This is a genomic window from Peristeroidobacter agariperforans (genome assembly GCF_004138335.1).
Taxonomy (GTDB): domain Bacteria; phylum Pseudomonadota; class Gammaproteobacteria; order Steroidobacterales; family Steroidobacteraceae; genus Steroidobacter; species Steroidobacter agariperforans.
This window is the reverse complement of sequence record NZ_RYFW01000002.1, coordinates 1,618,363-1,631,758: the sequence shown is the minus strand read 5'-3', so window position 1 is coordinate 1,631,758 and position 13,396 is coordinate 1,618,363. Positions and strand designations below refer to the sequence as shown.

The window sequence follows — 13,396 nt, the reverse complement described above, 5'->3', positions numbered from 1 at the left end:
ATCTTATGGGGCAATAATGATAGCGGTATCACCAGGGGATACACGTGTCGTACAGGGTGGAACGACAAATCGAGCGCCGCCGATTGACAGCGATGTCAGAGCCACAAAGTGCCTCTGGTCGCTCCGCCTCCTATGCCCCGGCCTGCAGCCGTGATCCTATTTTGATGTTGGCTGACTCGTGCAGCCAGCATCTAACCACCCGTCGCGCCACACTTTTTCTTCAACGCAGCCAGTGAAGCAAGAGCCATGGGCGCACGGCGAGACAGTGGCGATGGTAGCGGTATCCGCTCCCTCGCCCACACTTGTTTGAGCCACTTTCAATAGTGACTGGGTTCGACGTTCGTTAATCAGGGGGACTCGAGATGATGAGAAATAACAGGCTCGCGATAGCCATCGCCGCGGCGCTGGCTTCGGTTGCGCCTTTGCACGGCGCGAGCGCCCAGGAGGCCGCCGCAGCAAGCGCCTCTACGCCCGGCCAGACCGAGCTGGAAGAAGTGGTCGTGACTGGCATGAGAGCCAGCCTGGAAACCTCGATGGACATGAAGCGCGACGCGATCGGCGTCGTCGATGCCATCAGCGCCGAAGACATCGGCAAGTTTCCGGACAGCAACCTTTCCGAATCGCTGCAGCGTATCACCGGCATCTCCATCGACCGTCGCAACGGCGAAGGCGCATTGGTGACGGCACGCGGCTTCGGCGCTCAATACAACATGGTGACGTTGAATGGCCGCACCATGCCTGCGGCCGACGCGTTCGCCGGCGGCAACTCGGGTGACGGCGGCGTCGCCGGCCAGTCGCGCGCTTTCAACTTCGCGAACCTCGCCAGCGAAAGCATCAGCGCGATCGAGGTCTACAAGACCGGCCGCGCCGACCAGGCCACCGGCGGTATCGGCGCCACCCTGAACGTCCGTACCGCACGGCCGTTCGACAGCGACGAGCCGGTGATGAACGTGGGCGTCAAGGCAGTGACCGACACCACCAATCGCGTCGGCGACGACATCACCCCGGAAGTGTCCGGCATCTTCAGCTTTGCCAATGACGACAAGACCTGGGGCGTCGGCCTGTCCGCGAGCTATCAGAAGCGCGACAGCGGCTCCTCCAGCTCCACCGTCAACGACTGGAACATCCGCAACTGGACGCCGGGCAACCAGACGACGAAGTTCTCGCCGGACGCCGTCGTCGTCAATGCACCGGCCGTCGGCGCGCTGTATGCCATTCCGAACGATATCCGCTATCACTTCTCCGATCGCGAGCGTGAGCGCACGAATGCACAGTTGACCGTGCAGTTCGCGCCGACCGATACCCTCACCCTCACCGCCGACTACACGTACGCGGAGACCGATCTGACGGAAGATCGCGGCGACCAGACGTTGTGGATGAACGCGAACCGCTACAGCTACGTCGAATTCGACACCGGCCACGCGGTCGCAACGCCGATGGTCCTGCAGGAAGACGAAGGCACGGCCAAGGACTTCGGCTTCGAGCAACAGCACCGGCAGCAGAAGAACGAGCTTAACTCGATCGGCTTCAACGCCGAGTGGCACGTGACCGACAACTTCTCGCTGGCGTTGGACGTGCACGACTCGAAGGCGGAGAGCTTGCCGAACGATCCGGTCACCGGTGGCGGCGAAACGCTGTTCAGCTTTGCCGCACGCGTGCCGAGCACTTGCGATACCGTCAACACGAGTCTCTGCACCAACCGCTTCCAGCAAACGTTCCGCTTCAACGACGGCCTGCCGCTCGCGATGCGCACGCTGTTCAGAGATCCGACCACGGGCATTCCGGGCAGCGGCGGCGACCCGAACTATGCATTCACGATCAACGACCTGGGCAGTCAGTACCTGCGTATCAACTATCAGGAACAGACCAGCGACATCACGCAAGCGCGTATCGATGGCAACCTGAAGTTCGAGAACGACAGCCGCGTGCAGTTCGGTGTCGAAACGCGTGCGATGGAATCGCGTCAACGTGCTTCCGGCGCGCAAATGACCTTGGGCGACTGGGGCGTTGCAAGTCCGGGCGAATTGCCTGCCAACCTGTTGCAGCCGTTCAGCCTGGTCGGCGAGTTCAATGACTTCTCGACTGCGGGCGTGCCGCGCTCCGGCTGGAAAGGCAATGCAAACGCACTCGCGCAGTGGGCCGTCGACACCTATGGCGTGTGGCGCGATCCGACCAATACCACTGGCGTGCTGGGCTACAACCCCGCGTTCGATCAGAACCACACTGTTTCCGAGGACACGGTCTCCGCGTACGTTCAGTACGGCATGAACTTCGATCTGTTCTCGCGCAATGCCAACCTGTTGGTGGGCGTGCGGTATGAGAAGACCGACCTGGAAGCGGTCTCCAATCAGATCGTGCCGCTCGGCCTGATCTGGCAAGACAACAACGACTTCTCCGAGTTGCAAGGCTCGACCATGTCGCAGGTTAAGGAGGAGAACGACTACGATTATCTCCTGCCGAATCTGGACTTCGACATCGAAGTCATCGACAACGTCAAGGCGCGCTTCTCTTACAGCAAGACCATTGCTCGCGCGCAATACAACCAGCTGCGTGCAGCCGTGGACGTAGGCGGCTCGCAAGGTTCCTCGCTCAACGGATTCAATCCGACGGCGAACGCGGCGAACCCGCAACTGGAGCCGCTGGAATCCGACAACATCGATCTGTCGATGGAGTGGTACTTCGGCGACGCGAGCTACCTGTCCGCGGGCTTCTTCCACAAGAAGGTGGCGAACTTCATCGGCAACGAAGTAGTCACGGAAGGCCTGTTCGGCATCACCGATCAAACTTCGGGCCCGCGCGCGCAGGCGGCGGTTGCAGCGCTGCAGGCTCGCAGCCTCAGCACGGACGACACCAATCTGTTCGTGATGATGGCCATGATGGAGCACCCGGACGGATTCACCGACAAGAACGGTGTCCGTTGGGATGGCGGCGCCGCAGCCTTCAACGGCACCGAAGCGCAGCATCTGGCGTGGGCCACCCAGTACGATCTGCTGCCGAATGCCGACGATCCGGAATACCAGTTCGATGTGACCCGTCCGACCAACAACAAGGACGCCAAGATCCACGGCTGGGAGCTGGGCGGTCAGCACTTCTTCGGTCAGAGCGGCTTCGGCATCCAGGCGAACTACACCATCGTCAAGGGTGACGTGAGCTTCAACGATGCCGGCGCTCAGAGCCTCAATCAGTTTGCCCTGCTCGGCCTGAGCGACTCGGCCAACCTGATCCTGATGTACGAGAACTACGGCTTCCAGGTGCGTCTGGCCTACAACTGGCGCGACGAATTCCTGCAAAACACCAACCGTGGCAACGACCACAATCCGGAGTACGTCGAGGAGTACTACCAGGTCGACTTGAGCGTCGGCTACGAGGTCAACGAGAACCTCTCGCTGTCGCTGGAAGGCCTGAACCTCACCGAGGAGGACATCCGCTGGCACGGCCGTTCCATCAACCAGCCCTGGTACGTGGAAGATCAGGGAGCGCGCTACGCACTGGGCGCGCGGTATAAGTTCTAAAGTCGATCAGGCGGCCGGGTACTCGAGGGTATCCGGCCCGCCCCTTCGGTCGTGGCAGGGCTCGACGGTGTCTTACAGCGAAGCGGAGCTTCGCTCCGTCGAGCGGGTGGACAAGGATGTGCACCCAGGGCTTATGCGGAGCAGGATGGCGCAGCATAATGCCCGGGCGACCTGAAGTTGATCTGGGGGAAGTCTTGGCCAGGCATGTGATGCTCAATAACGTCGCCCACAAGGATTTGCGGGTGATCGCTCGCCACGGCGCCGAATTCGGCGACAATCTCGGAACGGTACTCACCTTCCCCACCGAATACGGGGATGTGCAGCGGGAGTACCCGATATTCTTTCGCAAGGATCCGCAGAGCGGCGAGTTTCAATCGATCGCCCTGCTCGGCTTTCAGCAGGACGAAAATCTTTTCCTCGACCAGCACGGTTGGAACGCCGCCTATATTCCCGGGATCATCGCTCGCGGGCCGTTTCTGATCGGCTTCCAGAATCAGGAGGTGGACGGCGAGATGCGCAGGGAGCCCGTGATCCACGTCGATCTGGACAGTCCCCGCATCAGCACCACCGAGGGCGAGCCGGTGTTCCTGCCTCAAGGCGGCAACACGCGCTATCTCGAGCGCATCACGGCCGTTCTGCACGGCATCCATCAAGGGCTCGCCGTCAGCAAGGCCATGTTCGAAGCCTTCTCGGCGCACCAGCTGATCGAACCGGTGAATGTCGAGATCAAGTTCAATGCCGAAGAGCAGTTCAACCTGCGTGGGCTGTACACGATCAGCGAAGAAAAGCTGCGTGGCTTGAGCGGCGACGCCTTGTTTCAATTGAACAGCGCCGGCTTCCTGCAGGGCGCATTCCTGGTGATCGCCTCGCTCAACAACATGAAGAAGCTCATCGACATGAAACATCGGCGCCGGCAGCAGGCGGGGGTGGCCGCGGCATCATGACCGGCGAACTGAAGCGCACTCGCGAGCTGCACGGCTACACGGCCGATACGATTCCCTTGCAAGAACTGTTGGCCGGCGACGAGCCGGTCGTGCTGAAAGGCCTCGTCGCGCAGTGGCCGCTGGTACAAGCCGGCCTGCGCTCGCATCACGAGGCGATGAGTTATCTGCGCTCCTTCTACAACGGCAAGACGGTCGGCGCCTCACGCGGCGATCCGCAGATCAAGGGCCGGTTGTTCTACAACGACGACTACACTCAACTGAATTTCCTCAGCCAGCGTGCGCCGCTCGATCACGTGCTGATGGACATCGAGAAACATCTCGAGGACGAGCGCCCGCCGACCAACTACATCGCCTCGACGACCATCGACGCCTGCCTCCCCGGCTTCCGGCGCGACAACGATGTACCGTTCGCCGCGCAAGGCTACGAGCCGCTGGCGAGCATCTGGATCGGCAACCGCACGATCGCATCCTGCCACTACGATGCGCCCAACAATCTCGCGTGCTGCGCCGTCGGGCGCCGGCGCTTCACGATGTTTCCTCCCGAGCAGATCTTCAACTTGTATCCCGGCCCGCTCGAGCCGACGCCCGGCGGCCAGGCCGTCAGCCTGGTGGATTTCTCGAACCCCGACTTCGAGCGCTTCCCGCGCTTCCGTGAAGCATTGGAAGCCGGGCAGTCCGTGGAAGTCGAGCCCGGCGATGCGGTGTTCATTCCGAGCCTGTGGTGGCATCACGTCGAAGCGCTGAGCCCGTTCAATACGCTGATCAACTATTGGTGGAGCACGTCGCCGAAGTTCATGCCGTCGCCGATGAATGCGCTCTATCACGCCATCTGGGCGTTGCGCGATCGGCCGGAGCGCGAGAAGCGCGCATGGAAGAGTATTTTCGACTACTACGTCTTCGGCCCGGCCGAGCAAGCTGGCGAGCACTTGCCCGAGCAGGCCCGTGGCGCGCTCGGGCCGATGGATGACAGCAGCGCGCGTCGCATTCGGGCGATGCTGCTCAACAATTTGAATCGCTGATGGAGCGACCATGACGCCAATCAAACGAGTGGTCATCGCTGGCGGCGGCACCGCCGGCTGGGTCACTGCCGCTGCGCTGTCGCACCAGCTCGGTCAGATCCTCGACATCACCCTGGTCGAATCCGACGACATCGGCACCATCGGCGTCGGCGAATCGACGGTGCCGCCGATCCGCGTCTTTCATCAGCTGCTCGGCATCGACGAGCAGGAATTCATGCGCAGCGTGTCGGCGACCTTCAAGCTCGGCATCTGGTTCGAGAACTGGGGTCAGATTGGCGATCGTTACATCCATCCGTTCGGCCGGCACGGCAAGCCCACCTGGCTCGCCGAGTTTCACCACTTCTGGCTGCACGGCCTGCGCTCCGGCATGAACTCGGAGCTCGGCGAGTATTGCGTCGAGTGGCTCGCGGCCAAGCAAGGCCGTTTCGGCACCTCGCCGCAATCCGACATCAACTACGCATATCACATCGATGCAACCGCTTACGCGAGGTTCCTGCGGCGCTTCGCCGAGAACCGCGGCGTCAAGCGCGTCGAGGGCAAGATCAAATCTGTCCAGCAGCACGCGACGACCGGCTTCGTCGAATCGCTCACGCTGGCCTCGGATCGCGTCGTCCCGGGCGATCTGTTCATCGACTGCACCGGCTTCCGCGCCCTGCTGATCGAACAAACATTGCACACGGGCTTCGAGGATTGGTCGCACTGGCTGCCGTGCGACAGTGCGGCAGCGGTGCAGACGGAGATCACCGGTCCGCCGAATCCATATACCTGCGCGTTCGCGCACGAAGCTGGCTGGCGCTGGATGATTCCGTTGCAGCACCGCATGGGCAACGGCTTCGTGTATTGCAGCCGCTATATCTCCGATGATGACGCCAAACAAAAGCTGATGCAGGCAGTCAGCGGCGCACCGGTGCGACCGCCGTTCACTCTGAAGTTCCAGCCGGGCCGCCGCCGCAAGACCTGGAACAAGAATGTCGTCGCGATCGGACTGTCCAGCGGCTTCGTCGAGCCGCTCGAGTCCACCAGCATCCACGTCATCATTACGGCGGCGACGCGCTTGATGCAGATGTTTCCTTTCGACGGCGTCAGCCAGCCGCTGGTCGATCAATTCAACGAGGAGTCGCGCGTCGAGCTCGAGAAGATCCGCGACTTCATCATCCTGCACTACAAGACCACCGACCGGGACGACTCGGCGTTCTGGCGCTATTGCAGGAACATGGAGATCCCCGAAGCGCTCGCCCATCGCGTCGAGATGTTCAAGGAGGGCGCGCACGCCTATCAGGACGCCGGCGAGCTATTTCGCGTGGACTCCTGGATCCAGGTGCTGCTGGGTCAGGGCATCGTGCCCAAGCACTATCACCCTTTACCGCGCGGCATGCAGGAACAGGAGCTGGCGCGGGTATTGAGCAGCCTCCGGGCCGGCGTCGCCCAGGCCGTCGCCAAGCTGCCGAAGCATCAGGACTTCATCAACAGCTACTGCCGGACGACGGCTTAACAACATCCGGCAGGCTTGGTGCAAAATAGCGGCTTTCTACGAAAGCCGAACGCCGCCCCATGCCCGCCAAGTCCAAGTCCGCCGCCAAGCGCCACCCTGCTCCGCTCGCTGCCAAGCCGGCAGCCGCTCCCGCCAAGGTCGTCAAGATCGGCAAGCGCCTGGAGTCGGTCGCCCGGGAGATCAAGGACGCCGACGACTTCGTCGAGCACGTCGCCGGCCTGGCCAAGCGCTTTCGGCGCGAACAGGCCCTGCGGGTCGGCGATGCCCAGGCGGAATTGCGGCAGTCGCTGCGCACGTTCCACAAACACGCCAGCGCGCTCGCCGAGTGGCTGGAGCAAGCGAACAATGGCAAGGCGACGGCGATCGAACGTAAAGCCTTCGATGCCTTCGGCACGAAGCTCTACGGTTCGCCCGTGCTAGCCCGGCCGCCGAGCACGCAAGCGCTCGATTGGCTGACCCGCGCGAGCGCAGCCGCTGACGCCACCGCGATCGAAATGAAGCAAGGCGGCGGCGACGACGCCCTGCGAATCGCGGCCGAAGGACTTCGCGCCACGTTCGAACATCACAAACTGAAGCTCGCCGCCGGCACGGACAAGAAGCCGGGCGACGCCGTGCGACTTTTATGCGCCATCGCTCGCGAAGCTGGCGAGACCATCGAACCCGCGACCGCCAAGGCTGCGCTGAAAGACACCCATCGTCCGGCAGCGGCTGCGTAGTGAACTAAGTGGCATCGTGAAAGATGACGCCGAGCGTGTGCCTGTGACCTGATCGCAGGCGACTCACGCCGTGCCGCATGTTCACTCGATAGATGCCGCGCGTTCCCTGCACCGGTCGATGATGAACCGCGAACACCACCGCATCGCCCTGCTCTAGCGGCACCACCTCCGCCCGCGACTGCATGCGTGGCCGCTGCTCGGTGAGCACGAACTCGCCGCCGGTGAAATCCCGTCCCGGTTGCGACAACAACACGGCCACCTGCAGTGGAAACACGTGCTCTCCATACAAGTCTTGATGGAGACAGTTGTAGTCATCCGCCTGGTACTGAAGCAGCAACGGCGTGGGTCGCGACTGCCCCGCCTCATGACATCGAACGATGAATTCGTCGTGCCTGCTGGGGTATCGCACGTCGATGCGCAGCAACTCGTTCCAGCGATTTGCGATCGGCGCCAAGTGCGGATACAGGAAACGTCGCAGCGAACCGACCAGCTCAGGCAGCGGGTACTTGAAATACTGATACTCGCCCCGCCCGAAACCATGGCGACTCATGACCACGCGACTGCGAAACAGATCCGCCGACCCGTACACATCGGCAAGCGCCGAGCACTGCTGCGGCTGCAGTAGACTGGGAATAATCGCATGCCCCTGCTCGCCTAACTCATCGGAGAGACGCTGCCAATCGAGTGCACCGATCCGATCCGACAAATCGCGACCCGTGCCCCTGGAGACATTGTTTGCAACCGTAGCGACCATCATCGAACCCTGCTGAATCAACTGCACTCAGACTAAGCCTAAGCAGACATCGTCACACTCCGAGTCTTGCGGCGATGGGTCAAAGCACGCGCCCGTCCTGCCAGGAACCCGCTCTTTCTCGAACGCGTTGGTTACCGCTTGATTAATCCGATGGCGGCGCAGCGGCGCAAAAGTTTAAATCTGGCGAACCGGCCTGCGCACAGTCGCGGCGAACATTAAGGCGGGTCCATGAGTGGGTTCGGACGGTTGATGCGGACCTTGGGTCGAATCTCGCGAACGCGCTATCCGGGATTCGTTTTCGGCTTGCCGCTCTCGCGCCGGGAAATTCCCGTATTCATCTACCACGATGTCGAAGCGGCCACGTTCGCGCGCGACCTCGAGTTCCTGCGGCGGAACAGCTACCGGACATTGGGACTGGAGGAGTACCTTGCCGCACGCGAAGGTCGAGTTCGGCCCGGGCGCTCCGTGCTGCTGACGTTCGATGACGCCCGCAAGAGCTTCGGGTCAGTCGCACTGCCGTTGCTACGCCAGTTCGATGCCCGGGCAGTGCTCTTCGCACCGACCTATTGGATGCAGAGTCCGCAGTGTGCCGCGGACGATCTGTTCATGTCCTGGAAGCAGCTGCGTGCCTGCGTCGAATCAGGTCATGTGGACGTGCAGTCGCACGCTCATCGCCATGCACTCGTGGCCACTTCGCCGCAGGTGGTCGATTTCGCGAATCCGTCGGCGCTCGCGCGCTTCGACATCTATGACTGGCCCATACGCTTCATCGACTCCAAGGACGAGTTGGGCAAGCCGGCATTGGGCACGCCCGTCTATCGAGCCGCGCCACTGCTGTCGGCGCAGCGGCGCTATCTGGAGAATGGCGACGTGACTCGCGCGTGTCGCGAATTCGTCGACGGCCACGGTGGGCCCGATTTCTTTGCTCAGCCGGACTGGCGCATGCAGCTCGATCGCATTGTTGAGGAGCGTGCGCGACGCGCTCCCGGGCGATACATGGACGCGAACGCATTCGAAAGCCTGGTCGCCTCCGAATTCGAGCTGTGCCGTGACGAGTTCAAGCGTCATCTCGGCTATGCGCCTCATTGCATCGCCTACCCCTGGCACCTCGGCTCGACACCCTCGATGCAGCAGGCCCGGCGCACGGGCTATCAGGTCGCCTTTGGCGTCGCGATGGACTATCGCGCCGAGCGGCACCGCTGCCGATTGCCGATCCCGGCCTACGGCCGGCTGAAGTCCGATTGGCTGCAGTTTTTGCCTGGAAAACAACGCGCCAGCATCCTGGGCGCACTACGACGCAAGGTCGCGGGATTTGGGACGGTTCAACATCTGGCACATTGAGCTGACGATAATGTCGAAGCGGAAGATGACGTCGAAGCGAACCATCGCAGTAATGGCTCGACTGGTGGATCAAAAGGACGGCATAGGCATCTATGGACAGTATCTGTTGCGCGAACTGCTGCTGGCCGACCCCGAAACACGCTACGTCATCCTGCTCGAGACGCCGACCTGCGAGCAGATGTTTCGGGATTACAGCAACGCCCACGTGGTGGTGATGCCCGCCCGAAGCAAGCTCTACTGGGATCAGGTGCGCGTGCCGCGAGCGGCGCGCGAGTTCAATGCGGACTTGATCTTCAACCCGAAGTTCTCATTGCCGTTCTTCACGCGCCGGCCGTGTGTGTTCGTGCAGCAGGGATCGGACTGGTACGTCAACCCGCAGAATTATCCATGGTGGGACAATTTATACATCCGCCTGATGCTGCCGCTGTACAGCTGGAAGGCGAGCCGTACCCTCGCGATCTCGCAACAGACTCTCGACGATCTCGCCAACTACACCTCGATCGACGTGCGGGATTCTGTGGTGAGCTATGCAGGCATCGGTGCGAACTTCACTGTGGAGCGCGACCCACGCGCGCTGGAACAATTCCGCGCGGAACATCGCTTGCCGGAGCGTTTCATCCTGACCGTCGCCCGCGTCTTGCACGGCGGGCAGAAGCAGGTGCGCGAATATCCGGGCGGCAACAACGAAAGGTTGATTCGCGCCTATCGGCGCTATCGGCGGGACGGCGGCGATCTGCCGCTGGTCGTGGTTGGCCGTCACGTAGAGGAATATTTGCGCGCCCGATCCTTCTCCGATGCGGATCTTGAGGACGTGCAGTTCTTGGGTTTCGTGCCGAACCAGCGGCTGCACCTCGCCTATCAGCTGGCGGATTGTTTCGTGCTGGCCACCCTGTGCGAAAGCTTTGGCATTCCAATCGTGGAGGCCTTCGCATGCGGCTGCCCTGCCATCGTGCCGAATACCTGCGCCGCTCCGGAGATCGCAGGCGGCGCGGCGTTCCTGATCAATCCGCGCGATGAAGTAGATATCGCACGCGCCTTTACCGAAGTCACGGAGTCGGAACAGCTGCGGGGTCGCCTGCGCGAGCTGGGAATCCAGCGAGCGCGGACGTTGACCTGGAAGGAAACGGCCCGGCGTACGCTGGCGGTATTCAACGAGCTCGTCCCACTTCAAACCTCGATGCAGCTAGCGCCTGCCCCTTCGGCACACGAAATAAAGATAGACAGATAGGTGCTTCGGCAGCGCGGCGACACGCTCGGCCCAGCGCCACGCGCTCAGCGGCATCAGTCGCAGCAGCGCTTTGTCGTAGGAGCCGATGCCATACCACTCGACCACCTCGAGTCCATGGCGTGCGGCCAGCTCGATGCACTCACTCACCGACATGGAGGCGAACTGCTCGCGCGTTAAGCCCGCCTTCGCGGCTACGAGCATGCGAGTGCTGTAGCGATTTCCATGGACGTTGAACAGCAATCGCGATTGCTCGTTCTTCAACGCAGATGCAATGAAGCCCATCGCTTCCTCACGCAGCGAAGGTTGGGCGTTGAGGAAGAACCGGAAGGCAGTGATGAAATCGAATTGTTGGCCGCCGAGCACCATCGGATCTCTGGTCGCGTCGCCCTCGACCAGTGCCGTGGTGCGGACGCGCTGTTTCGCGACGGCCAGCATCGTCTCCGAGATGTCGAGGCCCACCGCCTGCCGAAAATGAGGCTCGACATGCGCGAGCACTCGCCCGGTGCCGCATGCGAAATCCAGATAGCTGTCGCGGCCAGGGACATGCTGTTGCAAGATACGATCCAGCAGCTGCTGCTCTCGCTGCCACAGGAGCGCGTCGAACGAGCCCGGCGAGAACAGCTTGGCGTCATAGTCCTTGGCCCAGGACTCTGGCCCGAGGTGAGATCTTCTGTAGTCTCGCCCGTGCTTCACGGCTCTGGTGCTAGATCGTCGGTTCGGAACAGTCGGCTGCGCCGTAGATACCTAGCGCTGAACGTTTTTCCGAGATAAGTGTTCCGCAGCAGCTCGTTCATGTGACGTTCGAGCATGCGCCGGTCGTACTCGGCGGGTGCATCTCGGAAATAGCCGGACATGAACCTGCGCGCGAGCTCTGGCAGCTGCGGCCTGAATGCAAGATAGAGCAGTTGCGGTGGATACTTGGCCCGCACGAAGATGACGAACGTGGCGATGTCTCGATACGGATTCTGCTGGTTGTAACGGCGGATGGCGTTGTACGCGGGAGGTGTGAAATCCACGAATGCGACGCGCTCTTCGCCTCGCTTCACCAGGATGTTGTCGAAATCGAAGTCGCCGTGAATTCGATGCGTGCGCCGATGGAGCTCTTCCAACGCAGCGCCGACCATCCAGAACGTGCGAGTCAGCTCCCCCTCGGTCAGACCGGCGAAAGCGCGATCGCGCAGCACCGTGTGCAACGGATGCCAGCCGTCGAGGAACTCATAGTCGATGCGCAGCTCGCGATCGTCCGCGCGCAGCACCTGTGGGACCCGCAGCCAGGACGAGCGCTGCGAGGCCACCCATGCGCGCAGCGAATTCCGCAGAGTCGCACGAAACAACCATTCCTCGGTGAAGCGCTTACTGAAACAGGCAGGCTCGGCCACATGCTCCTCCGACGCTATGCCGATGCGCCCTTGGGCAGCGGGCGCCCGCTCGTCGCCAGTACAATCGCGCCGGGCAGCAACGAAATCAAGAACATCACGACCATGGTCATCAGCAGGACCAGCGCCGTTGAATAGTCGTAGCCGAGCGCCACGAGCAACGCGGCCGCACTTCCTTCGCGCAGCCCCAACCCGCCGTAGGTCAGCGGCAAACGCTGAATGATCACCGCCACGGGGGCAACGGCGAGACACACCAGCCAGGGCAAATGCATGCCGATCGCGTGAGAGCCGACCCACATCGTAAACACCGACACCGTCTGCTCGATCATCGACAGGCCGAGGTTGATGGCAAGGGTGAGAGGCCGCCGGGAATACGCGCGTGCCGCCACCACGTACTTGGCGAAGCGCCCGCTCTCGACGGCCACAGGCCATTTGACGAGTTTGCAGAGGCTCCGAGCCAGCGCTGGATAGAAGATCAAGGTCGCGCCGATGATCCCCGCAACGCCAGCACCGGCGGCCGAGGCGAGTGCAAAATTTCGTAAGGTCGGCTGTGGCGCCAGCTGCGCAAGCACGACACTTCCGGCCACGATGAGCGCCAACGTCGCAATCACGCCGTTCAGGCGCTCCATCACCATGGAGGACAGCGTCACGGATGGATCGATGCCGCGAGCCTTCAGCCGCAGGAAACGCACGATATCCGGGCCCAGGCCGCCGAGCGGCAAGGCGAAGCCGATGAACGTGCTCTCGTAATAGACGCCAATCGCACTCCAGCGCGACAGCCGATCGTCGAGCACACGCAGCAGCTGATGCCACTTCAAAGCCATCAAGACCCGGTCTGCGACGTGGATCATCACGATCGCTGCCAGCAGCAACGGATTGGCGCCGGCGATCAGTGTCCGGCTTTGCTGCCAGTCCAGCCGGGAGAGCAGATACGCAAGCAATCCCACGCTTGCGCCAAGCTGCAAAGCCACCCGAATCCTCGGTCCGATCCGCAGCTTCATAACGATCCTCGAT

Annotated in this window: 11 protein-coding genes; 7 read left to right on the top strand and 4 right to left on the bottom strand. The window is 62.1% G+C overall.

Annotated elements, in window-relative coordinates:
* The first annotated feature begins 362 nt into the window (after positions 1-362).
* The 5 genes from EK373_RS20815 (at position 363) to EK373_RS20795 (ending at position 7,683) form a co-directional block, all read left to right on the top strand.
* The gene (locus tag EK373_RS20815) at positions 363-3,512 is read left to right on the top strand and encodes a TonB-dependent receptor (RefSeq protein WP_129645607.1); all 3,150 of its coding nucleotides are present in this window, start codon (positions 363-365) and stop codon (positions 3,510-3,512) included.
* Positions 3,513-3,706: 194 nt separating this feature from the next.
* Entirely contained in the window at positions 3,707-4,456 is a 750-nt protein-coding gene (locus tag EK373_RS20810; RefSeq protein ID WP_129645606.1) for a SapC family protein, read from the top strand.
* Positions 4,453-5,475, top strand: a complete 1,023-nt coding sequence (locus EK373_RS20805) for a cupin-like domain-containing protein (RefSeq protein ID WP_129645605.1) — start codon at positions 4,453-4,455, stop codon at positions 5,473-5,475. The genes EK373_RS20810 and EK373_RS20805 overlap by 4 nt, the downstream gene beginning before the upstream one ends.
* A gap of 10 nt (positions 5,476-5,485) precedes the next feature.
* Positions 5,486-6,967, top strand: a complete 1,482-nt coding sequence (locus EK373_RS20800) for a tryptophan halogenase family protein (protein ID WP_129645604.1) — start codon at positions 5,486-5,488, stop codon at positions 6,965-6,967.
* 59 nt (positions 6,968-7,026) lie between these two features.
* The gene (locus EK373_RS20795; protein ID WP_129645603.1) at positions 7,027-7,683 is read left to right on the top strand and encodes a hypothetical protein; all 657 of its coding nucleotides are present in this window, start codon (positions 7,027-7,029) and stop codon (positions 7,681-7,683) included.
* Between the two features lie 4 nt (positions 7,684-7,687).
* Here the strand turns inward: EK373_RS20795 and EK373_RS20790 are convergent, their stop codons facing one another.
* Complete coding sequence (locus EK373_RS20790) at positions 7,688-8,437, bottom strand: 2OG-Fe(II) oxygenase (RefSeq protein WP_129646003.1); 750 nt, start codon at positions 8,435-8,437, stop codon at positions 7,688-7,690.
* Positions 8,438-8,665: 228 nt separating this feature from the next.
* Between EK373_RS20790 and EK373_RS20785 the strand changes: the two genes are divergently transcribed.
* Positions 8,666-9,778: a polysaccharide deacetylase family protein gene (locus EK373_RS20785; protein WP_129645602.1), complete on the top strand. Its 1,113-nt coding sequence runs from the start codon at positions 8,666-8,668 to the stop codon at positions 9,776-9,778.
* 25 nt (positions 9,779-9,803) lie between these two features.
* A complete protein-coding gene (locus EK373_RS20780) occupies positions 9,804-11,006 on the top strand; it encodes a glycosyltransferase family 4 protein (RefSeq protein ID WP_157994463.1) in 1,203 nt (400 codons plus the stop codon).
* On the opposite strand, the gene EK373_RS20775 is transcribed toward EK373_RS20780, so the two are convergent.
* Genes EK373_RS20775 through EK373_RS20765 form a run of 3 tightly spaced genes read right to left on the bottom strand, consistent with a single transcriptional unit; the run spans position 10,962 to position 13,383 of the window.
* Positions 10,962-11,699, bottom strand: coding sequence for a class I SAM-dependent DNA methyltransferase (locus tag EK373_RS20775; protein WP_129645600.1), 738 nt, complete (start codon positions 11,697-11,699; stop codon positions 10,962-10,964). The two genes, EK373_RS20780 and EK373_RS20775, sit on opposite strands and share 45 nt — an antisense overlap.
* Positions 11,696-12,385 (bottom strand): lipopolysaccharide kinase InaA family protein, encoded by a 690-nt coding sequence (locus EK373_RS20770; protein WP_129645599.1) that lies wholly within the window; start codon positions 12,383-12,385, stop codon positions 11,696-11,698. Before EK373_RS20770 ends, EK373_RS20775 begins: the two co-directional genes overlap by 4 nt.
* Before the next feature lie 14 nt (positions 12,386-12,399).
* The gene (locus tag EK373_RS20765) at positions 12,400-13,383 is read right to left on the bottom strand and encodes a lysylphosphatidylglycerol synthase transmembrane domain-containing protein (RefSeq protein WP_129645598.1); all 984 of its coding nucleotides are present in this window, start codon (positions 13,381-13,383) and stop codon (positions 12,400-12,402) included.
* Positions 13,384-13,396 lie beyond the last annotated feature (13 nt).

What these genes read in the sequence shown, in the direction of transcription:
- EK373_RS20800 (WP_129645604.1), top strand. Translation starts at nt 5,486, where the DNA reads ATGACGCCAATCAAACGAGTGGTCATCGCTGGCGGCGGCACCGCCGGC.
- EK373_RS20790 (WP_129646003.1), bottom strand. Translation starts at nt 8,437, where the DNA reads ATGGTCGCTACGGTTGCAAACAATGTCTCCAGGGGCACGGGTCGCGAT.
- EK373_RS20805 (WP_129645605.1), top strand. Translation starts at nt 4,453, where the DNA reads ATGACCGGCGAACTGAAGCGCACTCGCGAGCTGCACGGCTACACGGCC.
- EK373_RS20815 (WP_129645607.1), top strand. Translation starts at nt 363, where the DNA reads ATGATGAGAAATAACAGGCTCGCGATAGCCATCGCCGCGGCGCTGGCT.
- EK373_RS20780 (WP_157994463.1), top strand. Translation starts at nt 9,804, where the DNA reads ATGACGTCGAAGCGAACCATCGCAGTAATGGCTCGACTGGTGGATCAA.
- EK373_RS20765 (WP_129645598.1), bottom strand. Translation starts at nt 13,383, where the DNA reads ATGAAGCTGCGGATCGGACCGAGGATTCGGGTGGCTTTGCAGCTTGGC.
- EK373_RS20795 (WP_129645603.1), top strand. Translation starts at nt 7,027, where the DNA reads ATGCCCGCCAAGTCCAAGTCCGCCGCCAAGCGCCACCCTGCTCCGCTC.
- EK373_RS20785 (WP_129645602.1), top strand. Translation starts at nt 8,666, where the DNA reads ATGAGTGGGTTCGGACGGTTGATGCGGACCTTGGGTCGAATCTCGCGA.